The 21,018-nt window shown below is 70.0% G+C and carries 17 protein-coding genes and 2 pseudogenes; 15 read left to right on the top strand and 4 right to left on the bottom strand.

The features are described 5' to 3' along the window. The first annotated feature begins 121 nt into the window (after positions 1-121). From urtD to DCI01S_RS12085, 4 genes are all read left to right on the top strand, one after another. The gene (urtD, locus tag DCI01S_RS12070; protein ID WP_156482590.1) at positions 122-1,024 is read left to right on the top strand and encodes an urea ABC transporter ATP-binding protein UrtD; all 903 of its coding nucleotides are present in this window, start codon (positions 122-124) and stop codon (positions 1,022-1,024) included. After that, a complete protein-coding gene (gene urtE, locus DCI01S_RS12075; RefSeq protein WP_082767786.1) occupies positions 1,021-1,722 on the top strand; it encodes an urea ABC transporter ATP-binding subunit UrtE in 702 nt (233 codons plus the stop codon). The genes urtD and urtE overlap by 4 nt, the downstream gene beginning before the upstream one ends. A gap of 375 nt (positions 1,723-2,097) precedes the next feature. Beyond that, complete coding sequence (locus DCI01S_RS12080) at positions 2,098-3,084, top strand: hypothetical protein (protein WP_061229453.1); 987 nt, start codon at positions 2,098-2,100, stop codon at positions 3,082-3,084. Beyond that, positions 3,081-3,506, top strand: a complete 426-nt coding sequence (locus DCI01S_RS12085; RefSeq protein ID WP_061229454.1) for a hypothetical protein — start codon at positions 3,081-3,083, stop codon at positions 3,504-3,506. Before DCI01S_RS12080 ends, DCI01S_RS12085 begins: the two co-directional genes overlap by 4 nt. A 124-nt stretch (positions 3,507-3,630) precedes the next feature. Here DCI01S_RS12085 and DCI01S_RS12090 read toward each other — a convergent pair whose 3' ends face one another. Beyond that, positions 3,631-5,382, bottom strand: coding sequence for a helix-turn-helix domain-containing protein (locus DCI01S_RS12090; protein WP_061229455.1), 1,752 nt, complete (start codon positions 5,380-5,382; stop codon positions 3,631-3,633). A 14-nt stretch (positions 5,383-5,396) separates the two neighbouring features. Continuing rightward, positions 5,397-6,203 carry an enoyl-CoA hydratase/isomerase family protein gene (locus tag DCI01S_RS12095; protein WP_061229474.1) on the bottom strand — a complete coding sequence of 269 codons (807 nt, stop codon included), beginning with the start codon at positions 6,201-6,203 and terminating at the stop codon, positions 5,397-5,399. 67 nt (positions 6,204-6,270) lie between these two features. Here DCI01S_RS12095 and DCI01S_RS12100 point away from each other — a divergent pair, with 67 nt between their 5' ends. The 10 genes and pseudogenes from DCI01S_RS12100 (at position 6,271) to DCI01S_RS12140 (ending at position 16,670) form a co-directional block, all read left to right on the top strand. Further along, a complete protein-coding gene (locus DCI01S_RS12100) occupies positions 6,271-8,085 on the top strand; it encodes an AMP-binding protein (protein ID WP_061229456.1) in 1,815 nt (604 codons plus the stop codon). Next, complete coding sequence (locus DCI01S_RS12105; protein ID WP_061229457.1) at positions 8,082-9,641, top strand: sodium:solute symporter family transporter; 1,560 nt, start codon at positions 8,082-8,084, stop codon at positions 9,639-9,641. Before DCI01S_RS12100 ends, DCI01S_RS12105 begins: the two co-directional genes overlap by 4 nt. Then, a complete protein-coding gene (locus tag DCI01S_RS12110) occupies positions 9,634-10,071 on the top strand; it encodes a hypothetical protein (RefSeq protein WP_061229458.1) in 438 nt (145 codons plus the stop codon). Before DCI01S_RS12105 ends, DCI01S_RS12110 begins: the two co-directional genes overlap by 8 nt. A 346-nt stretch (positions 10,072-10,417) precedes the next feature. Continuing rightward, a complete protein-coding gene (locus DCI01S_RS12115) occupies positions 10,418-11,113 on the top strand; it encodes a response regulator transcription factor (RefSeq protein WP_061229475.1) in 696 nt (231 codons plus the stop codon). Further along, on the top strand, positions 11,113-12,615 hold the full coding sequence (locus DCI01S_RS12120; RefSeq protein ID WP_438356738.1) for a sensor histidine kinase: 1,503 nt from the start codon (positions 11,113-11,115) through the stop codon (positions 12,613-12,615). The genes DCI01S_RS12115 and DCI01S_RS12120 overlap by 1 nt, the downstream gene beginning before the upstream one ends. Positions 12,616-12,762: 147 nt before the next feature. Continuing rightward, positions 12,763-13,524 (top strand): polyphosphate polymerase domain-containing protein, encoded by a 762-nt coding sequence (locus tag DCI01S_RS12125; RefSeq protein WP_082767787.1) that lies wholly within the window; start codon positions 12,763-12,765, stop codon positions 13,522-13,524. Then, positions 13,521-13,646, top strand: a pseudogene (locus DCI01S_RS16820) (DUF4956 domain-containing protein); the annotation flags it as partial. The gene DCI01S_RS12125 and the pseudogene DCI01S_RS16820, both read left to right, overlap by 4 nt. Before the next feature lie 68 nt (positions 13,647-13,714). Further along, complete coding sequence (locus tag DCI01S_RS12130; protein ID WP_061229461.1) at positions 13,715-14,023, top strand: transposase; 309 nt, start codon at positions 13,715-13,717, stop codon at positions 14,021-14,023. 416 nt (positions 14,024-14,439) lie between these two features. After that, positions 14,440-14,958: pseudogene (locus DCI01S_RS17265) on the top strand (DUF4956 domain-containing protein); the annotation flags it as partial. Next, on the top strand, positions 14,958-16,670 hold the full coding sequence (locus tag DCI01S_RS12140; protein WP_082767788.1) for a CotH kinase family protein: 1,713 nt from the start codon (positions 14,958-14,960) through the stop codon (positions 16,668-16,670). The pseudogene DCI01S_RS17265 and the gene DCI01S_RS12140, both read left to right, overlap by 1 nt. A gap of 59 nt (positions 16,671-16,729) precedes the next feature. Here the strand turns inward: DCI01S_RS12140 and DCI01S_RS12145 are convergent, their stop codons facing one another. Then, a complete protein-coding gene (locus DCI01S_RS12145; protein WP_061229463.1) occupies positions 16,730-17,275 on the bottom strand; it encodes a hypothetical protein in 546 nt (181 codons plus the stop codon). Positions 17,276-17,481: 206 nt separating this feature from the next. On the opposite strand from DCI01S_RS12145, the gene DCI01S_RS12150 reads away from it, so the two are divergent. Further along, entirely contained in the window at positions 17,482-17,991 is a 510-nt protein-coding gene (locus tag DCI01S_RS12150; protein WP_244881721.1) for a DUF6328 family protein, read from the top strand. A gap of 281 nt (positions 17,992-18,272) precedes the next feature. Here DCI01S_RS12150 and DCI01S_RS12155 read toward each other — a convergent pair whose 3' ends face one another. Continuing rightward, a complete protein-coding gene (locus DCI01S_RS12155) occupies positions 18,273-20,885 on the bottom strand; it encodes an ATP-dependent DNA ligase (protein WP_061229465.1) in 2,613 nt (870 codons plus the stop codon). Positions 20,886-21,018: the final 133 nt, after the last annotated feature.

The raw sequence follows: 21,018 nt of genomic DNA on the forward strand, positions 1-21,018 counted from the left end.
CGACCACGACGACCACGACGACGACGAACTCCGCCACCTCCGACCGGCCCGCCACCACCGGCACCGCCGAACCTGAACCCGATTCGACGGCGTCAGGCGCCGCTTCCCCCGAGGAGTCCCGATGACCCCGTCCACCGCCTTCGGCATCGGTGCCGCGCTGTCGGCCGGCACCCTGACCGGCGCCGAGATCGGCCTGCCCGGCTCCGGCGCCCGCAAGAACGCCCGGGCTCGCTCCGGGGAAGGAGGCGCAGGCACCTACCTCGAGGTCCGCGACCTGACGGTGACGTTCGACGGCTTCAAGGCCGTGGACGGCGTCGACCTCACCCTGATCCAGGGCGACCTGCGGTTCCTCATCGGCCCCAACGGCGCCGGAAAGACGACCGTCGTCGACGCGATCACCGGGCTCGTGCCCGCCACCGGCACCGTCGACAAGTCCGGCCAGCCGGTGCTGGGGCTCAAGACGCACAAGATCGCCAAGATGGGCATCGGGCGCACGTTCCAGACGGCGTCGGTGTTCGAGGACCTCACCGTGGAGCAGAACCTCGACATCGCCGCCGGTGCCCGCCGCGGCCCGCTCACCCTGCTGCGGCGTCGACACGGGCGGGAGGACAAGGTGACCGAGGCGCTGGAGACCATTGGGCTCGAGCACCTGGCCGGCACCGAGGCCGGGGTGCTGGCGCACGGGCAGAAGCAGTGGCTGGAGATCGGCATGCTGCTGGTGCAGGACTCCGACGTCATGCTGCTCGACGAGCCCGTCGCCGGCATGGGCGCCGAGGAGCGGCAGGCCACCGGGGAACTGCTGCAGCGGATCGCCGCCGACCGCACCGTCGTGGTGGTGGAGCACGACATGGATTTCATGCGGGCCTTCGCCACCACCGTCACCGTCCTGGCCGCGGGCAAGGTGCTCGCCGAGGGCACCGTCGCCGAGATCCAGGCCGACCCCAAGGTGCAGCAGGTCTACCTGGGCACCGCCGCCGCGACCGGCACCGAGCTGGCAGACGAGACCGAGGAGACCCCACGATGACCGCACTGCTCAAGATGACCGGCGTCCGCGCGGGCTACGGCGGCTCGGAGGTCGTCCACGGTGTCGACCTCGAGGTCCCGGCCGGGGGAGTGGCCGCGATCCTCGGTCACAACGGCGCCGGCAAGACGACGCTGCTGCGGACCGCGGTGGGGCTGTTGCCATGCAAGGGCGGGACCATCACCTTCGACGGCGAGGACATCACCCGCTTGCGCCCCCACGCGCGGGTGGCTCGCGGGATCGGTTACGTCCCGCAGGGACAGCAGTCGTTCACCCAGCTCACCACGGCCGAGAACCTGCAGCTGGTCGCCGACGGCCGCAGGCGCGGTAAAGCGCTGATCGACGAGTCGCTGGACCTGTTCCCGGCGCTGCGCGAGCTGCTCGATCGCAAGGCCGGCCTCCTCTCCGGCGGTCAGCGTCAGCAGCTGGCGATCGCCCGGACGCTCATCACCGAGCCGCGGATGCTGGTGCTGGACGAGCCCACCGAGGGCATCCAGCCCAACGTGGTGGCCGAGATCGAGCGGATCATCGTGGAGCTCGCCTCCCGCGGCGACCTGTCCGTTCTGCTGGTCGAACAGCACGTCGGCTTCTCGCTGCGCGCGTCGGACGTCTACTACGTGTTGGAGTCCGGGCGGATCTCGCACTCGGGCGCCTCCGACGCGTCCGCCGCCCACGACGTCTCGGCGGCACTGGCGATCTGACACCGCGCCCGCGCGCCTGCGCCGGCGCCTGCATCCGGACCGCCGCCCGCCGATACCGCCTCTGACCTGGAGTGCCCTGCTCAGCCCGTTCAGGGCGCCCCAGGTTAGAGGGCTCATGGGTGCAGCAGGGCGGTCGCTCGGCGAGGGGGCAAAGCCTTCTCATCAAGTGATCAGCTCCGGCGCCCTGCAACGTCCCTGCAGGGCACCGCAGGTCAGCGACCTCCGAGGCTGGAGAAGCGGTTGCTCTCGGCCCGCAATGGTGCGCTCTCGCTAGCGAATGTTTAAGATCTTGAGCGTCACCCTGGATGTGAACAGGGTTCCCCTCACTGCCGCGCGAAAATCGGGCGGCCGTTCCATTGGCTAGAGAGGAATGCCATGGTTCTACCCCTCATCCCCCTTGCACTGATAGGCGCTGGCGCTGTCAGTGGCATGGGAGGCGCCGCCCTCGGTCTCAAGGGCGGGCTCGGTATCAAGAACGCCAAGGAATCGATCCGTGTGGCGATCGAACAGTACGAGGCGGAGCGCGCCGAGTTGGAGGAGTTGGGGGATCAGACCAACACCTCCCTGGTGGCGCTTGGTGCACAGCAGGAACGCGCGCTGTTGCTCGTTGTTGAGCGATTCGCGGACTTCATGCGCCGAAACCAGAAGCAGATTAAGGAAAGCGAGAAGCTGCTCTTGGATGGTCTCGACGTGAGCACCGGCCAGGTGTCGATCGGTACTGGTCTCGATCAGAAGTCGATTGATTGGGTCAAGGGCTTGGCAGGGTCGGCGGCTGCGGGCATGGCTGCCAGCGGTGGGCTTACAACAGCGGTGAGTGCGCTTGCCAGCGCGAGCACGGGGACCGCGATCTCATCGCTCTCCGGTGTTGCAGCCACCAACGCCACGATGGCTGCCCTGGGCGGCGGAAGCCTCGCTGCCGGGGGCGGGGGAATGGCGGCAGGAGCTCTCGCGCTGAACTTCGTCACGATCGGGCCCGCGCTTCTGGTCGGCGGTTTCGTAGTTGCCGGGCAGGGCGAGAAGGCAAAGACCAAGGCTCGAGCCAGCGAAGCGGAAGTGGCTGAAGCTATTGCTGAGATGAACCTGGTCAGGGCCGAGTTCGAAGCGATAGTGTCGAGGGCTACCGAGCTGGGGGATGTGCTCGACGCCCTGGTAGATCGCGCAGTGGCAGCTCTGGACTTGCTCGAGGCTGAAGCTTTCGATCCGCAGAGGCATGCCGTTCTTTTCCAGGAAGCGCTTCACCTGACCTTGGGCGTGCGCGACGTAGCGTCAGCTGCCCTGGTGGACGAGGACGGACACTTGGACGAGGAGTCGGCTGGGTTCGTCGTGAAGTACAAGACGTGGGTAAAGGAGCCGATCGCGTGAGTACAAAACCAATACCGGGCGAGGTCGTCGGGAAGGCCATCGGCTCGATCGAAGTCTTCGACGCCATGAAGGCTCTGAATACGGTTATTGCGGCGGCGCGCGAATACGGCGAGATCAGTCAAACCGAACAGTCGAGGCGTGCAGCGATTGCCGCAGCGGAGGCGGTTCAGGTCGGCAGGCTGCAGGCCGCAGAAAACACGCTGCGGATGTATTTCGACCGGGTCTTCGAGGAGCGCCGCGAGACCAATCAGGCAATGTTCGAGCGCCTCGATCAGGCGATGGAGACGGGCGATCCGCGCTTGGTTCAAGCAGTCGTGAGCGGAATTGTCGAGCTCGCGCAGTCATCTCCCCTGTCTGAACTTGAGGACTTCGGAAAGTTTTGGTCGGATTTCGGCACCGACGAGAACCCGCTGGAACTCTGACTGCCGCTGACCAGTGGTGCCCTGCTCGGCCCGTTCAGGGCGCCCCAGGTCAGAGGGCTCGGTCCGGCCAAGCCGGATTCCGTGGCTCGGCTCCGGCGGCTTGTGCGACCGAGCGCCGTGGCGTTCACGCCCCCCGCAACTCCGCCAACCGCAGCGCCAGCCGCAGCTCCAGCGCGCGGTCGCCGCGGCGCCAGCCGGTGCCCAGCACCTGCTCCAGCCGGTCGAGCCGCTGGTACACGGTGTTGACGTGCACGAACAGCCGCTCGGCGGTGGCGGAGGGGCTGCCGTCGGCGCCGAACCACGCCTCGAGTGTCTCGAGTAGCGCGGTGCCGCGGGTGCGGTCGAAGTCGCGCACCGGGCCGAGGTTGCGCTCGATGAGCTGCGTGACGGTCTCGCGGTCGACTTCGCTAAACAGCAGCCCGTACAGTCCCAGCTCGTCGGTGGCGGCGCCGTCGCCGGCCCGGTCGAGCGCGATGAGCAGTCGCGCGGCGCGTCCGGCCCGCTCGACGTGGTCGCCCAGCCCACCGGCCCCGGCCACCACGGCAAGCCCGGCCAACCCGGCGATGGGCCCGGACGCGCCGACGGTCGCCCGGTGCGCGGCCAGCCGGGCGGCGACGTCGCGGGCGGTGGCACCGGCGTCGGTTCCGGGCAGCAGCATCACGCCGCGGTCGCCGTAGGTGGTGACCAGCCCGTCGTCGGCGCGGGCGAGAGAGCGGCACTCGGTCTCCAGCGCACGCGTCATCCGGGCCTCGGCGGGCGTGATCACCAGGGCCACGAGGTCGGCGTCCACGTCCACCCCGAGCAGGGCGGCGCGCCGGGCGATGGCGTCGAGGTCGTGATCGCCGGGGGCCAGGACCTCGGCGAGCAGCTCGCCGCGGACGCGATTGTCGGCCTCGTCGCGCGCGCGGTGCCCCAGCAGGATCAGCGCGATCACCGAGCTCACGCGCGCCAGGACGGGCCGGATGGCGGGCACGGAGCCGCGGCTGGCGAACGTGACGTACCCGAGGTGGTCGGGTCCGGTGACGACAGGGGTGACGACGACGAGGTGGCCGTCCACAGACCGGGTGACCGCACTGGTCGATCGCTCGGATTCCGTGCCGACCTCGGCCAACACCTGCCGCAGCAGGTCGGCGGGCGGTCCCTCGGGGGAGCGGGCAGAGCCGATATCCCGGTGAGCGAGGTCGAACACGGCGGCGGTGCCGCCCTCGAGGTCCACCACGAGGTCGACGATCTCGGGGACGGTCGTGCCGGCGATGACCAGCCGGGTGAGCCGTTCGTGCAGGTCGACGGTGGCGGACAGGCGGGCGGTCTCGGCGTGGGCGATGTCGAGGGCGTCGCGGGTGGAGTCGAGATCGCGTTGGCGGCGGGAGGCGCGTTCGGCGGCGGTGAGGGCGGCGGAGACCTGGTCGGCCAGCAGAGCGACGAGGGTGATCTCGTCCTGGGAGAAGGCACGTTCGCGCCGGTCGGAGGTGAACAGTGTCCCGGTGAGTCGGCCGTGGGTGCGCACGGGGACGCCGAGGATCGCCTTGACGCCCTCGTCGCGGATGATCGGGTCGATGACGTGCGTGTACTGCTCGTCGGCCAGGTAGTTGCGGGTCCAGCGGGGTGCCATGGCCTCGGCGACCTGCCCGCCCAGCCCGAGGCCCATGCCCAGGCGGATGGTGTCGAACCGGGGGCTGGTGGCGCCCTCGGCCATCCGCATGTAGGTGTCGCCTCGTTCGGGGTCGAGCAGCATGACGTACGCCAGGTCGGTGCCCACGAGTTGGCGGGCCCGGCGGATGGCGATGTGCAGCACGGCGTCCTCGTCCTCCGCCGAGGCGAGCTCGGCGGAGGCGTCGAGGACGTCGCGCAGCCCGAGGGCGAGGTCGACAGCCATGGGTCGAGCGGGGTTCAGCGGCCGGTGAACTGCGCCTTGCCGGGGCCGGAGTCCATGAACGACTGCATGCCGATCTCGCGGTCCTCGGTGGCGAAGAGCCCGGCGAACAGGGCGCGCTCGATGGCCAGGCCGGTGTCGAGGTCCACCTCGATGCCGCGGTCGACGGCCTCCTTGACGGCCCGCAGGGCGATGCGGGGTCCGCCGACGAACTGCCGGGCCCACTCGAGGGCGCGGGTGGTGGCCTGCCCGTCCGGGACGACCTCCTCGACCGCGCGCAGCTCGAGGGCCTCGGCGGCGGTGAGGGTGCGGCCGGTCAGGCACAGGTCCTTGGCCACGGCCGGGCCGACGAGCCGGGTGAGGCGCTGCGTGCCGCCGGCGCCGGGGATGATGCCGAGCAGGATCTCGGGCTGGCCGAGCTTGGCCTTGTCCTCGGCGATGCGCCGGTCGCAGCACAGGGCGAGTTCCATGCCGCCGCCCAGAGCCGCGCCGGTGATGGCGGCGACGGTGGGCTGGGGGATCGCGGCGACGGCAGTGAACGCGGACTGCAGCTCGCGGGCCTCGGTGACCATCTGCGCGTAAGGCATGTTCCGCATCTCCTTGATGTCGGCGCCGGCGGCGAAGACGCGCTCGCTGCCGGTGAACACCACGGCGTCGACGTCGTCGCGGCCGGAGACCTCGCCGGCCACCGCGCGGAGTTCCTCCTGCATCGCGCGGGACAGGGCGTTGACCGGCGGCCGGCCCAAAGTGACCAGCGCGATGCCGTCGGTGACCTCAAGGGTGACGAACTCGTAGGTGGTCGAGGGGGATGGAGATTCAGACATGAGCACACTCCGAAGCTAGGGGGAATCTCCATTGTATGTGGTCCAAGCCACTCCTACGGTTCAGGGCATGCGAGACGACGTGAACGAGATCACAGAGCGGCGCCCGTGGAGTCCGCCACTGCGGCCCGAGGGCTTCCACTGGGAGATCCCGGAACGATTCAACATCGGCGCCGCGTGCATGGACGCCCATCCGCAGGAGGCACCCGCGATCGTGGTGGACCGCGGCGACGACCCGCCGGAGATCACCACCTTCGGCGAACTCGGCGAGCGCGCCCGCCGGCTCATCACGTTCCTGCGGGAGCGCGGGGTCGGCGAGGGCGACCGCGTCGCCGTGATGTGCGCGCAGTCCGCCGAGACCGCCCTGGCGCACATGGCCGCCTACCTCATGGGCGCCATCGCGGTGCCGCTGTCGGTGAAGTTCGGTCCCGAGGCGGCGCTGTTCCGCATGGGCGACTCCGGAGCGGTGGCGGCCGTGTTCGACGCCGACTGCTACGCCCGCCTTGCCGACGAACTCGCCGAGCTGCCCGAGCTGCGCACCGTGCTCGTCACCGGCGATCCGGTGCCGGACGCGACGTCCCCGGCCGCCGGAGCGATGCACGCGGCGGGCACGGCGCCGGCGGTGGGAACCGGTGCGAGCCCAGCGGCAGGGGCCGGCACGCTCACCGTGCTGCCGCTCGCGGTGGCGGAGGAGGCGGACCTCGCCGTCGTCGTCGCGGACACAGGACCCGACGACCCCGCGCTGCTCATCTACACCTCCGGGACCACCGGCCAGCCCAAGGGCGCGCTGCACGGGCACCGGGTCGTGCTGGGCCACATGCCCGGCGTGGTCCGTGCGCTCGATGGGTTCCCGCGCGGCGCCGCAGCAGGCGAGCCCGGAGAGTCAGGCGAGTCCGGCGACGTGTTCTGGACGCCCGCGGACTGGGCGTGGGCCGGCGGGCTGCTCGACGTGCTGCTGCCCAGCCTCTACAGCGGGGTGCCCGTGGTCGCGTCGACCCGGCGGCCCAGCCCCGAGGCCGTCGAGCACATCCTGCGGCGGCACGGCGTGACCTGCTCGTTCCTGCCGCCAACCATCCTCAAGATGATGCGCGCGTCCGACGTGGACTACACGCGCACCGGACTGCGAGCCGCGTTCTCCGGCGGCGAGGCGCTCGGCGAGGCCGTCGCCGAGTGGGCGCGCGAGGCACTGGGCGTGCGGGTCAACGAGATCTACGGCCAGACCGAGTGCAATCTCATCGTGGGCACCTGCCACGCCGAGTTCCAGGCCCCGCCCGGCTCGATGGGCCGCCCCACGCCCGGGTTCGACCTCGTGCTGCTCGACAGCCTCGGCGAACACCTCGGCGAGCCGGTCGCGGCGGGGGAGGTCGGCGAGATCTGCGTGCGACTGCCCAGCCCGAACGCCTTCCTGCGCTACTGGAACGCGCCCGAGAAGACCGCGGAGAAGACCGCCGACGGCGTCCTGCACACCGGGGACCTCGCCAGGGTCGACGACGAGGGGAACTTCTGGTTCTCCGGCCGCAACGACGACCTCATCTCGTCGGCCGGCTACCGCGTGGGCCCCGGCGAGATCGAGGACCAGATCCTGCGCCACCCGTCCGTCGAGATGGTGGCCGTGATCGGCGTGCCGGACGAGCTACGCGGAGAGGCGATCGTCGCGTACGTCGTCCCCGCGGAGGGAGTCGACCGCACGGGCGAGCACGCCGCCGACCTCGCCGCCGAGATCCAGGCCTTCGTCAAACAGCGCCTGGCCTTCTACCAATACCCGCGGGAGGTCGTCTTCCTCGACGAACTCCCCACCACCAACACCGGCAAGATCCGCCGCGCGCACCTGCGTGCTCATCATCCAGCGCACTCCGTGACACCCACTGAAGAGGACACGAAATGAACAATCCCGTAGTGATAGGCGTGGTCATCGTCTATTTCGTGCTCATGTTCGCCATCGGCGCCTGGGCCAACACCAAGATGAAGTCGGCCAAGGAATTCCTCGTGGCGGGCCAGTCGCTGGGCTTCTTCGTGATGGCCATCGCCAGCTTCTCGTCCATCCAGTCCGGCTGGGGCATGGTCGGCGGCACCGGGCAGACGTACGCGTGGGGCTTCCAGGCACTCATCGCCGTCGGGCTGTTCGCACCGTTCGGCTTCGCCGTCGCCTGGTTCCTCCTCGGTAGCCGCCTGAACTGGATCGGCAAGAAGCACAGCGTCTACTCGGTGCCCGACCTCATCCGCATCCGCTTCCAGGACCGCACCTCCCACGCCACCATGTCGGTCGCGGTGTTCATCGCCTCGGTCGCCTACATGACCGCGCAGGTCACCGCTATCGGCGTGATCATCTCCCTGCTGCTGGGCACGTCGGTGTCCACCAGCGCGTGGATCGGATCGCTCGTCGTGGCCGCGTACACGATGGCCGGCGGCATGCTCGCGGCCGTGTGGACCGACCTCATCCAGGGCGTGCTCATGGTGGTCATGTCCGTCGGGCTGTTCTTCTTCGCCGTCCAGATGGCCGGCGGGTGGGTTCCCATGCTCGACACCATCTCCACGACCAGCGCCGAGATGCTCGCGATCGAGGGCGTGAAGTCGCCCACCTACATCTTCGCCTTCGGCCTGCTGATCTTCGTCGGTGCCGTGGGGCAGCCGCAGCTGCTCACCAAGTTCCTCATGCTCCGCGACATGACGCAGCTCAAGTGGGGTGCCGCGGTCGCCGGCATCGCCTACGCGGTGACCACCCTGTTCTCGGTCGGCATCGGCCTGGCCACCCGCTCGATGACCATCACCGGCGACGCCCCCGAGCTGGAGAACATCGACGACACCGCCATCTGGTTCCTCGACTCGGTCACGCACCCGATCGTCGGCGGCATCGCCCTCACCGGCCTGCTCGCCGCGATCATGTCCTCGGCCTCCAGCTTCATCACCATCGGCGCCTCGTCGATGATGCGCGACCTGCCCGCCGCGTTCGGCGTCCGCGTGGTCCGTGAACTGCTATGGAGCCGGATCGCCACGCTGACACTGGTCGTGCTCTCGGTGCTGCTCACCCTGTTCCTGTCGCAGGTGGTGTTCCTGCTCGGCGCGCTGGGCTGGGCCGCGTTCGCCGCGGCGATCGTCGGCCCGGTGGTCATGTCGATCTACTGGGAGCGCGCCACCGCGACGGCCGCCACCGTGACCGTCGTCTTTGCGATCCTCGGCAACCTCATCATCAGCTCCCTGGCCGCCCGCGACATCATCTCGCTGCCGGAGTACATGCAGGTCGGCGGCATCTCGCTGCTCGTGTCGATCCTGCTGTTCTACGTGGTCTCGCTGGTCACCTCCAACCGCCACCCCGACGCGACCCTGGCGTTCCTCTACGGCGGCCCGGGCACCGGCACCGACCGTCCGCTCGCCGGCTCGACCGCCGCTGCTCCCGCGACCAGCCCGGCTGCCCCGTCCACCGAAAGGCCCGACCATGTCTGATCTCGCCGCACTCGACCGCGCCGGCGTCCCCATGCCCGAGCACAAGCGGGCCGGCACCCTGATCCACGTGTTCGTCGGCGTAGCCGCCTTCGCACTGCTCGGCATGATCTTCGACGTGTGGCAGATGGTGTTCCTCGCCGTCCCGCTGTTCGCCGTGACCACCATGCTGCTCGGCTCACTGCGCTCCAACGGCACCTGGGACAAGGCCTCCTCGATGGCGATCGTGGCCTACTGCGCGGGCCTGGCCGTGCTCGTGCTGTGGTCGGTCCTCGCCGAAGCCGGCGACTCCACCCTCTGGGGCCTGTCCATGGCGATGGGCGTGATCGTCTACTTCGTCTGGCCCTACACGGCCGTCGGCGCGGGTCTGCTGTACGCGTTCGTCTTCGACCGCACCATCGACGAGAAGCGGCTGGCGGCGGTCGCCGGCTGACCCGGCATCCCGGCGGACCCCGCATCCCGGCGGACCCTGCGCTGGTCGGGCGGCCGCCTCGGGACCGCCCCGCCCCCCATAACGCACGCTCGTCCCGGCAATTGCCGGGGCGAGCGTGCGTTATGTGGGGCGATCATCTGGGGCCCGCGGCGCGGGCCCGAGACGACCTGGAGCGCCCTGTTCGGCCCGTGACATGCGGCACACAGCAACCTGCCAGCGAATTGGCCGGGAACTCGCGGGAACACTCGCCATACTGAGGGCCGTGAAGACCGCCCCCACACCCCGCTCCGCCCCCACACCCCGCTCCGCCACCAGTGCCGCCGACGCGCGTGCCAGCAGCGGACCCGTGTCACCGGAGGCCAGGGTTCTGGTGGTGGACGACGAGGAGAACATTGTCGAGCTGCTGTCGGTCTCCCTGAAGTTCCAGGGGTTCGAGGTGGCCACGGCGCGGACGGGTGCAGAGGCTATCGACAGGGCCCGGTCGTTCCGCCCGGACGCGGTGATCCTCGACGTGATGATGCCCGTCATGGACGGGTTCGATGCGGTCACACGGCTCCGGGCGGACGGTTGCGACTCGCCGGTGCTGTTCCTCACGGCTCGGGACGCGGTCGAGGATCGGGTCGCCGGCCTCACCCTGGGCGCGGACGACTACGTCACCAAGCCCTTCAGCCTCGAGGAGGTGGTGGCGCGGCTCCGGACAATCCTCCGGCGCACCGGAACGCTGTCCGCGGCGGAGCGCAGCGCGCGGTTGACGTTCGCGGACCTGGAGCTGGACGAGGACACCCATGAGGTCCACAAGGCCGGCCGCCCGGTGGCGCTGTCGCCCACGGAATTCACGCTGCTGCGCTATCTCATGCTCAACGCGGGGACGGTGTTGTCCAAGGCGCGCATCCTGGACCACGTGTGGGACTACGACTTCGGCGGCGACGGCGGGGTGGTGGAGTCGTACGTGTCGTACTTGCGCAAGAAGATCGACACCGCCGAGCCGCGACTGATCCACACCATCCGCGGCGTGGGTTACGTGCTGCGCGAACCGCGCTGATGGCAGACTGCGGAGAGCCGACGATGGCGCCGCGCCGCCGCCTGCCCCTGCGGGTGAGCCTGGTCCTGCTGGCGGTGGCGCTTACGGCGCTGGCGCTGGGGGCGTCGGGCGTGGCGGTGACCCGCGCGCTGGACGCCTCGATGCTCGACCGCACCGATGCCGCGCTGCAGGAGGCCGAGCGGGGCTGGGCCCGGCCGCTGGGCGACCTGCCGGCGAACCTGCCGCCGCCCCCGCCGCGGGCGCCGGGGCCGGAGAGCCCGCCCAGTCGGTTCTACGTGCAGGTCCGTGACGCGGGCGGGGCCGTGGTGGTCGAGATCAACGACGAGGAGACCGCCCCGGCACTCGACGGCATCGCCGCGGGGGAGCCGGCGACCGTCCCCTCGACCGATGACAGCTCTGCGCTGTGGCGGGCCCTGCGTTTCGACGGCGCCGGCGGGGAGACCGTCACGGTGGCGACCCCGCTGACGGAAAACCGCGAGGTGGTGCAGCGACTCGTGCGCCTGCAGGTCGGTATCGGTGCAGCGATTCTCGCGGCGCTCGCGCTGGCCGCCTATCTGACGGTCCGTCGCAGCCTGCGGCCGCTGCGGGAGGTGGAGCACACCGCGGCGGCAATCGCGGGCGGGGACCTCTCACGACGAGTGCCGGAAGGCGATCCGCGCACGGAGGTCGGCACCCTCGCGGTGGCGGTCAACGAGATGCTGGCACGCATCCAGACCTCGATGGCCGACGCGGCCCGGGCGGAGGACGCGGCCCGCGGGTCAGCGGACGACGCGCGGGAGTCCGCGCAGGCCGCGCGCCGATCGGAGGCCGCGGCGGTGCGCTCGGAGGCGGCGATGCGCCGCTTCGTCGCGGACGCCGGTCACGACCTGCGCACTCCGCTGACCGCGATCCGCGGGTTCGCCGAACTCCACCGGCAGGGCGCGACCGACGACGTTGACCGGCTCATGCAGCGGATCGAGTCGGAGGCGCGGCGGATGGGGGTGCTCGTGGATGACCTGCTCACGCTGGCCCGGATGGACGAGCAGCGGCCGATCGCGCGGGACCGAGTGGACCTGCTCGCGCTGGCGGCGGATGCGGTCCATGACGCGCGGGTGCTCGCCCCGGACCGGGCGATCGGGCTGGAGGTCATCGACGGACCCGGCACCCCCGAGGTGCTCGGCGACGAGGCGCGGCTGCGGCAGGTGCTGGGCAATCTCGTGGACAACGCGCTGCGCCACACCCCGGATGGTGTACCCGTGACGGTGCGCGTGGGCACCGACGCCGACGACGCGGTGCTGGAGGTGGCCGACACCGGGCCGGGGATGACCGATGACCAGGCCGCGCGCGCATTCGAGCGTTTCTACCGCGCCGACGCCTCGCGGACCAGTGCGACCGGCGGCAGCGGGCTGGGGCTGGCGATCGTGGAGTCCCTGGTCGGGGCCCACGGTGGGTCGGTCGCACTGGACACCGCGCCCGGTCGGGGAGCGACGTTCCGCGTGCGATTGCCGCGCGTCCGGGACTGACGCGGCCGGACTGCCAGCCGACTGCCAGCGTCACCGAAGCGTTACCGGAGGTCGGGCGACTGTACTGACGTCACAGTCAGACAGCGTCCGGTCGTGCCCGCGGGTTCCCCCGCCGGCGCGGTCGGGCGGGAAAGTGATCGATCGCCCATGGCTCATGCGTTCAACAGATACGAGATCAAGTACCTCATCGACGAGATGGATGTGCCCGCCCTCCGCGAGGAGCTGGCCGCCCGGATGGACACCGACCCGCACTCGCCGCTCGGCGGGTACCCGGTGACCTCGCTCTACTACGACACGACGGACCTGCGCTTCTACTGGGAGAAGATCGAGGGACTGCGGTTCCGGCGCAAGCTCCGGATGCGGCTCTACGGCGACCCGGCGGACTGCACCGACGACGCGACGGTCCACGTGGAGATCAAGCAGCGCGTCAACCGGGTCACCCAGAAGCGCCGGGTCTCGCTGCCGTACGGCGACGCCCGCAGTTGGCTGGACGACCTGCACCGGCCGGACCTTCCGGACCAGCACCGCGGGTTCGTCGGCGAGGTCAGCGGCCTCATCGCCGCCCTGGACCTGCGTCCCGTCGCGACCACTGGATACCTGCGGGAGGCGTTCGTCGGCCGCGGGGTGGACGCCGGCCTGCGCGTGACAATCGACCACCGCGTCCACGGCCGGGACCGCGACTTCCACTTCGGCTCCGGAGCCGAGAACCGGTCGATCATCCCGCCCAAGCTGGCGATCGTCGAGCTCAAGGCCGACGAGCGGGTGCCGTACTGGGCGACCGATCTGGCCGCCCGCATGGACCTGTCCGTCGCACGCATCTCCAAATACTGCCGGTCCGTGGAGACCTCCGGGCTGGCCCCGCGGTCGATCCACGGCGCCGCCCACTCCATCGAACAGGACGCTTCATGAACCTCGACCTCCAGGACCTCAGCGGTACCTTCACCGCGTTTGACGTGGCGGCGTCGCTGACGCTGTCCTTCGTATTGGCCTCGCTCATCGGCTGGGTCTACCGCTACACCCACCAGAACGTGGGACTGCTGCACGGATAGGTGACATCTGATCTGTGGTGCCGAGAAGTACCGCTGGAAGGATGTGCACTGTGCCGAAGCCGTATCCCAAGGAGTTCCGCGACGACGTTGTCCGCGTCGCGAGGAACCGTGAGCCGGGAGTTCACCTCAAGCAGATCGCTGCCGACTTCGGTATGAGCGTGTCGTGCCTGACGAACTGGATGAAGACCGCCGACGTCGAGGACGGCGTCAAGCCCGGGACGACAGCGGCCGAGAACGCCGAGCTTCGCGAAGCCAGGAAGCAGATCCGGCTGCTGGAGCAGGAGAACGAGGTCCTGCGCCGGGCGGCCGCGTACCTGTCCCAGGCCAACCTCCCGGGAAAAGGCTCTACCCGCTCGTGAAGGAGCTCGCCGCTGACGGGATCCCCGTCACGGTGACGTGCCGGGTTCTCAAGCTCGCCCGCCAGCCTTACTACCGCTGGCTGGCTGCGCCGGTCACCGACGCCGAACTCGAGGAGGCGTACCGCGCGAACGCGCTGTTCGACGCCCACACCGACGACCCCGAGTTCGGCTACCGCTTCCTCCTCGACGAGGCCCGTGACGCGGGTGAGCCGATGGCGGAGCGGACCGCGTGGCGGATCTGCTCGTCCAACGGCTGGTGGTCGGCGTTCGGCAAGCCGAAGCGCGGCAAGGCGAAGAAGCCCGGGCCACCAGTCCACGACGACCTGTGCGCCGTGGTCGACAAGCACGGCGTGATCCGGCACGAGTTCACCGCCGATGGGCCGAACGAGCTGTGGATCGGCGACATCACCGAACAGATCGTGGGCATGGTGATCGCGATGATCATGCTCGTGGTGGGCTCCAACATCGCCCGGGCATTCGCACTGGTGGGGGCGCTGTCGGTGGTGCGGTTCCGCAACGCCATCAAGGAGACCCGCGATGTGGGGTTCATCTTCCTCGTGATGGCCGTGGGCATGGCCGCCGGCACCCGCTTCTACCTGCTCGCCGCCGTGGCGGCCGTGGCGATCTGCCTGGTGATCGTGCTCATGTACCGCTTCAACTGGTTCAAGCTGGACGTGCAGCGTCAGGTCGTCAAGGTACAGGTCCCTCCCGGCGCGGAGTACCACTCGCTCGTCGAGGACGCACTGGTCGCGCACTGCTCCGAATTCGAGCTCGTCTCCACCGACTCCGCCCGCGGCGGCGCGCTCGCCGAGCTGAGCTACACCGCGCAGCTCAAGAAGGGCAGCAGCTCGGCGGACCTCATCGCCGCTCTCAACCAGGTCAACTCCGGTCAGCGGGTCACCGTTCTGACCGGGTACGACCAGACGGACCTGTGATGGCCGCCGACCCCGCCGGCCCCGTCGACTCCGGCGTCCCCGCCGACGCGTCCCGTCGTCGGCTGAGGCACCGCGTGCCCCTGTCCGTGCGGCAACACTGGAAGCTGCTGGTGGGTGCGGTGGCTGCGTTCCTCGTCGTCGTCGTGGTCTTCGGTGACACCCGAGTGCGGCCGTACATCACCGGGGACACCAGCGTGATCGCGTCGGCGGTCACGCAGAACATCACGGGCACTGAGGACCTGTTCGACGACACGGTGGCGCACGAACTGCACCTGGAGATCGACGACGCGGAGTACGCACGGATGATCGACGCGTTCGAGCGCAACGGCGACAAGGACTGGGTGACCGCGGACCTGACGATCGACGGCGAGTTCGTCAACGACGTGGCCCTGCGGCTCAAGGGCAACTCGACGCTGCAGGGGCTGCGCGGCGAGGGCACCGGGCTCGGCGGCGGCGAGGGGCGCGGCCCGGGCGGTGGGGACGGCGAGCGTCAGGCCGGCGAGCGACCCGTGCCGCCGGAGGGGTTCGAGCCGCCGGAAGGGATGGCGCTCCCGGAGGGATTCGACCCGCCCGCCGGAATGCAGCCGCCCGCGGGGATGGGTACGGAGCCGCCGGCAGGGTTCGCGCCGCCGGGGCTGGACTCGGGCATCTCAGCCGAGGATCCGGCGTCGCTGCCGCTGCTCGTCAGCTTCGACGAGAACTACGAGGGCCGCGCGTACCAGGGGATGACCGAGCTGTCGGTGCGGCCTGGGACGCCGGTGCTCAACGAGGCCGTCGCGCTGGAGCTGACCGAGGCGACCGGGCAGGCCACGCAGCGGTATGCGTACAGCGAGTACTCGGTCAACGACGGCCCCACCACCTCGCGGCTGGTGCTGGAGCACCCAGACGACGGGTACACGTCCTCGGCGTTCGACGGCCCCGGCTACCTGTACAAGGCGGACGCGAACTCGCGGTTCGCGTACGTGGGCGAGGACCAGTCGGACTACTCCGACCAGTTCTCTCAGGTCAACGCCGGGGGCGACGGCACCATGCAGCCGATCATCGACCTGCTGCAGTGGGTGGACTCGGCGAGCGACGAGGAGTTCGCCGGCGAACTCGACCAGTGGATCGACGTGGAGTCGTTCGTCGAGTACGTGGCCACGCAGAACCTGCTGTCCAACTTCGATGACATGTCCGGCCCCGGCCAGAACTACTACCTCTGGTACGACCTCGGGACCGAGAAGTTCACCGTGGTGTCCTGGGACCTCAACATGGCGATAAGCGGGGATGCGACCGCCGGCCCGCACGACACCGTGTCGATGGGTGGGCCCGGCGGGGCGGGTGGCCCCTCCGGCGCCGAGCCTCCTGCCGGGATGCCGATGGGCAGCCCGCCCGGCGGCGGCGGGAACGCAGGCGGCCAGGCTGGTGAGAACCAGTCAGGCAAGAACCCCGACGGCGAGCGCGGCGGCCGCGGCGGCCCGTCGATGGACCACCCGCTCAAGACGCGGTTCCTCGAGTCCGACTCGTTCACCGAACTCTACGAGCAGACCTACTGGCGGCTGTACGACCAGATCTACGGCAGCGGCCTGGTGGCACAGACGCTCGACCGCGTCCGGCAGCAGTTCCCGCTGAGCGACGAGGTCGACAGCGCCACGCTCGACGAGGACGCGGCGACCCTACGCGCCTGGATCGACCAGCGGACGGCGGCGCTGGCGGAGAAGCGGCCCGCGTAACCTCCGGAATCGAGGGCCGAGAGCTATCTGACGGCGTCGAGTGCCTCAACCCCTGGGGCTCATAGCTGCCCCAGCAGCTCCTTCCACACGGGCCGCCAGTACTCGATGGCCTCGGCGGAGTCGAGCTTGGAGTGCACCACGCCGACGCTGCACTTGCCGCCGGCCTTGTCGCTGAAGTTCAGGGCCACGCGCGTGCCGTCGGCCAGCGGAACCCGCCAGTAACGCCACTTCTCGGTGCTTGACGTGGATGGCGCCGCCTCGATCTCGACCCCGCCGAACTCCTCGCGCGCACCGACGAGCGCCATCCACGCCTCCAGCGCCGCGTCCTTGTCGCCGGCCACGGTTTTCGAGGTGGACAGCTGGAAGTCGCCGTCGCAGGACTGTCCCGGGACGCGCAGGCCGGTGTGTTGTTCGTAGGCGACGGCCGCCGACTGCGCCCACCATTCGCGCTGCTCCGCAGACTCGGGCATGTGCTGCAGCGTCAGTCGCGCGATCGCGGTGTGCTTGAGCTCGCGGGCGCCCTCTCGGTCGAGCAGCTCGACCCAGTCCTCCCACGAACGGCCGGTGGCGGCGGCGACGGCGGCGGTACTCGACGACTTGACCATGCCTTCATGCTGCCCGACCCGCCGCCCCGCCGCGCGCCGCGCTTCAGGGAAGAGAGGGTCGACGACGACGAGGTCCGCCTACCCGCCTGCGCCGCCATCACCCGGCGAGTCGAGTCGGTCCCGGCGGGCCGGCGGGGAACTCCGATTCCCGGCGAAACGCCCTTCGACGCCGGCGGGCCGGGGAACGATGAGGGTTCCGCGGAGAGATGAGCGGCATGGACGTGGACCGACCCCGGGAGCGCGACGAGACCGAGGCGCAGCGGATCGACCGCAACTGGATCGAGCTGCTCCAAGAGCTGCGCATCGTCCAGACCGGCGGTCAGGTGCTGATCGGTTTCCTGCTGGTCGTGCCGTTCCAGGAGCGGTTCGCGGAGATCAGCTGGGGTGCCAGGGCCCTGTATCTCGTCGTCCTGTCGCTCACCCTGATCTCGTCGGTGATGCTGCTGGCCCCGGTGATGATTCACCGCGCGGTGTTCCGCTCGCACCGCAAGGACCGCGTGCTCCGCTTGTCCGCGACGTTGGCCCGCGCCGGGTTGGCGATCTTGTCGGTCGCGATGGTCGGTCTGGTCGCGCTCATCTTCACTCTGGTGACGGGCACAGCGGGCGGCCTCACCGCTGCGGCCGCGATGGCCGTCTTCGTCGTGGTGATGCTGTTCGTGATCCCGGCCCGACTACGGCGCGGTGCGGTGACGAATCCGTATGTCGCTGAGCTGTGACCGCGGCCGCGGGTGGGGGAGTAGCCCGGCAGGCCGCCACCCGCCTTGACCTGCGGTGCCCTGCGGCCCGTGTTCAGGGCACTGCAGGTCAGAGCTAATGCATAGTGGCAACCGAGGCCCTGGCGACGGCGGGAGCCCGACCAACATTGCTCTTCGCACTCTGTACCCACATTGGGAAACTGATTGGGACTCATTGCCACTCTGGACTGAAAAGTCGCGATCTAGTGCCAATCTGCGGACATCGCTGTCCCTGGACACCGGACAGAGGTCGAGTGCTGGTGCTACAGGTCTCCGGGCAGCTTGTCGCGGCGGATGTCGCGCCAGGAGGGTTGGCGCATGTTGCCGTCGTCGGTGAAGCCCTGGTGGCGAACTTCCACGACGATCTTGGGCGTCACCCAGACGGCGTCGCGGCGGGCGTCTGCGGGCAGTTGCTCGACGAAGGGGCTGGTCCTGCGGCGCAGCGGCTCGAGCGCGTCGAGCAGGGCGCGGGCCTGTTTGTCGGTGAACCCGGTGCCGACGCGGCCGATGTAGGCGAGGCCGGTTTCGGCGGGCAGGCCCAGTAGGAGGGAGCCGAGCGAGCCGGAGCGTCCGCCCTTGCCGGGCCGCCATCCGCCGACGACGGCCTCGGTGGTGGTGAGCAGCTTCTGCTTGAGCCAGACCTTGGAACGGCGGCCGGATTCGTACTTCGAGTCGCGGCGCTTGGCGACGATGCCCTCCCAGCCGCACTTCTCGGCCTCGGCCAGGGCGCGGTGACCGGGCCCGTCGAGGACCTCGGGTACGTGCACTCGATCGACCTCCCGCAGTGCCGGCGCGAGCAGGTCCAGGACCTCTCGGCGACGCTCCCACGCCTGTTTCTGCAGGTCCACGCCGTCGACCTCGAGCACATCAAAGACGAACAGCTCGACCGGCGGCAGTGACGAGTCCTTGCCCTCGGCGGCGGCCTGCTTGGCCAGCGACGCGAAGTCGGGGACGCCGTTGGCGTCGAGGATCACCAACTCGGCGTCGAGGACGGCCCGCCGCTCGAGCGCTTCGGCCAGCCCGGGGAAGCCGTCGGCGAGCCAGTCCATGGAGTTGCCGTTGCGGCTGACGAGGCGCGTCTGTGCGCCGTCGGTCGCGAGGGTGACGCGGTAGCCGTCCCACTTGCCCTCGAACGCCCACGTGTCGTCGGGCAGTTCGGTCACCTCGGCGGCCGTGGGGATCATGGGCAGCGGGGGAGCGTCGGGGCGGCTGGTGCTGTCGGACCGGTCGGTGGAACGCGAGCGCGCCTTGCCGTCGGAACCATCGGAGTCGCCGGAGCCGCGCGCACGCTTGTCATCGTCCGGGTACGACGACTTCGGATTGTCGCGGCCGCCGTAGAAGGAGTCGGGCGATTGGTCCTTCATGTACTGCACGATCCACTGGTTCTTCTCGGCGCTCGTGCGCACCAGGACGTACCGGCCGGAGACCTTCTCGCCTTCGAGCCACACGATGATCTCGTCCTCGTGCCACTTCTCGCACTCGTAGGTGCCGCGGTCCCAGACGGTCATGTGGCCGGCGCCGTATGCGCCCTTGGGGATGGTGCCCTCGAACGTCTCGTAGCCGAGCGGGTGGTCCTCGGTGTTCACCGCGAGCCGCCGGTCCTTGGGCTCGGTGGGCAGGTTCTTGGGCACAGCCCACGAGGCCAGGACGCCGTGGTGTTCGAGCCGCAGGTCGTAGTGCAGGCGGCGCGCGTGGTGCTCCTGGATGACGAAGATGGGTCCGTCGCCGTCGGAGCGATCGGTCTCGACCTCACCCTCGAACGGCTCGGGCGTCTTGCGGCGATCCCGCTTGCGGCGGTACTCCTCAAGACTCGTGACCACGGCGTCGCCGCTGGTGGGCTCGGCGTCGCAGCCCTCGACGTCGGTCGAGCTGGTGTCGGCGGGCTCGGGGTCCTCGTCAGCGGACGACGACGAGCTCTTCTTGCCCCCGGACGACTTCTTGGCCCGCGACGTCGGGCCGGACGAGGACGCCTTCTTCTTGGCCGACCCGCCCTTCTTGGCCGTGCCTTCGAGGCCGTCGAGGAGGTCGCCGTCGGAGTCCAGTCGCTTGAGCACCTCGTCCCAGTGCAGGTGCGTCAGGCCGCCGTCGCCGAGTTCCTCCCACGAGCGGGGCGCGGCCACCCACGGCTCGGCCCGCCCGCGCAGGGAGTACGGCGCGACGGTGGTCTTGGCGCCGCTGTTCTGGCTCCAGTCGACGAACACCTTGCCGTCGCGGATGGAGCGCTTCATGGTGGCGGTGACCAGGTCGGGGGTCTGCTTGGCGAGGGACTGCGCGATCTCCTTGGCCACCTTGGAGGCGCTGGCGGCGGTGACGGCCTTGTCCAGGCGGGCGTAGAGGTGGATTCCCTTGGAGCCACTGGTGACCGGGAACGACTCGAGTCCCGCCTCGGACAGCAGGTCCCGGACGCGGAGGGCGACCTTCGCCGTCGTATCCAGTTCCACGCCCTCACCCGGATCGAGGTCGATGACGATCCGCCGCGTCCTCCCCGGCTCGCCGCCGGAGAGGGTCCACTGCGGCACGTGCAGTTCGAGGGCGGCCTGCTGGGCGAACCACGCGAGAGTCGCGGGGGAGTCGAGCACGGGGTAGGTGACGGTGCGCGAGGAGTGCTCGATGGTCACGCGCGGCACCCAGTCGGGCGCGTGCTGGGGCAGGTTCTTCTCGAAGAAGGAGTCGGCGTCGGTGCCGTCGGGCCAGCGCTTGCGGGTGACGGGCCGGTTGCCGGCGTAGGTGATGAGCAGCGGCGCGACGGCCGTGTAGTACTCCAGCACGTCGGCCTTGGTGGTGCCGGTGGCCTCGTAGAGCACCTTGTCTGGGTGGGTGAACCGCACGGTCCGCCCGTCGACCTTCACCGACTCCTTCTGCCCCTTGGTCGCCATGGGACCACTCTTGCATCCGACTCGGACACTGGCGACCGGCTCGGCGGGCGGATCGGGTGGCGACGACGACGAGGGCCCGCCACGCAGACGGCCGGCCCGCGCATCGTGTGCGGGACCGGCCGAAGGGGCGAGG

This window comes from Dietzia cinnamea NBRC 102147 (genome assembly GCF_001571065.1).
Classification (GTDB): Bacteria; Actinomycetota; Actinomycetes; order Mycobacteriales; family Mycobacteriaceae; genus Dietzia; species Dietzia cinnamea.

Bases quoted from the DNA above. Each gene is read 5' to 3' on its own strand.
- DCI01S_RS12110 (WP_061229458.1), top strand. From the start codon at position 9,634: ATGTCTGATCTCGCCGCACTCGACCGCGCCGGCGTCCCCATGCCCGAG.
- DCI01S_RS12105 (WP_061229457.1), top strand. From the start codon at position 8,082: ATGAACAATCCCGTAGTGATAGGCGTGGTCATCGTCTATTTCGTGCTC.
- DCI01S_RS12095 (WP_061229474.1), bottom strand. From the start codon at position 6,203: ATGTCTGAATCTCCATCCCCCTCGACCACCTACGAGTTCGTCACCCTT.
- DCI01S_RS12125 (WP_082767787.1), top strand. From the start codon at position 12,763: ATGGCTCATGCGTTCAACAGATACGAGATCAAGTACCTCATCGACGAG.
- DCI01S_RS12145 (WP_061229463.1), bottom strand. From the start codon at position 17,275: ATGGTCAAGTCGTCGAGTACCGCCGCCGTCGCCGCCGCCACCGGCCGT.
- DCI01S_RS12140 (WP_082767788.1), top strand. From the start codon at position 14,958: ATGGCCGCCGACCCCGCCGGCCCCGTCGACTCCGGCGTCCCCGCCGAC.
- DCI01S_RS12120 (WP_438356738.1), top strand. From the start codon at position 11,113: ATGGCAGACTGCGGAGAGCCGACGATGGCGCCGCGCCGCCGCCTGCCC.
- urtD (WP_156482590.1), top strand. From the start codon at position 122: ATGACCCCGTCCACCGCCTTCGGCATCGGTGCCGCGCTGTCGGCCGGC.
- DCI01S_RS12090 (WP_061229455.1), bottom strand. From the start codon at position 5,382: ATGGCTGTCGACCTCGCCCTCGGGCTGCGCGACGTCCTCGACGCCTCC.
- DCI01S_RS12155 (WP_061229465.1), bottom strand. From the start codon at position 20,885: ATGGCGACCAAGGGGCAGAAGGAGTCGGTGAAGGTCGACGGGCGGACC.
- DCI01S_RS12080 (WP_061229453.1), top strand. From the start codon at position 2,098: ATGGTTCTACCCCTCATCCCCCTTGCACTGATAGGCGCTGGCGCTGTC.
- urtE (WP_082767786.1), top strand. From the start codon at position 1,021: ATGACCGCACTGCTCAAGATGACCGGCGTCCGCGCGGGCTACGGCGGC.
- DCI01S_RS12150 (WP_244881721.1), top strand. From the start codon at position 17,482: ATGAGCGGCATGGACGTGGACCGACCCCGGGAGCGCGACGAGACCGAG.
- DCI01S_RS12100 (WP_061229456.1), top strand. From the start codon at position 6,271: ATGCGAGACGACGTGAACGAGATCACAGAGCGGCGCCCGTGGAGTCCG.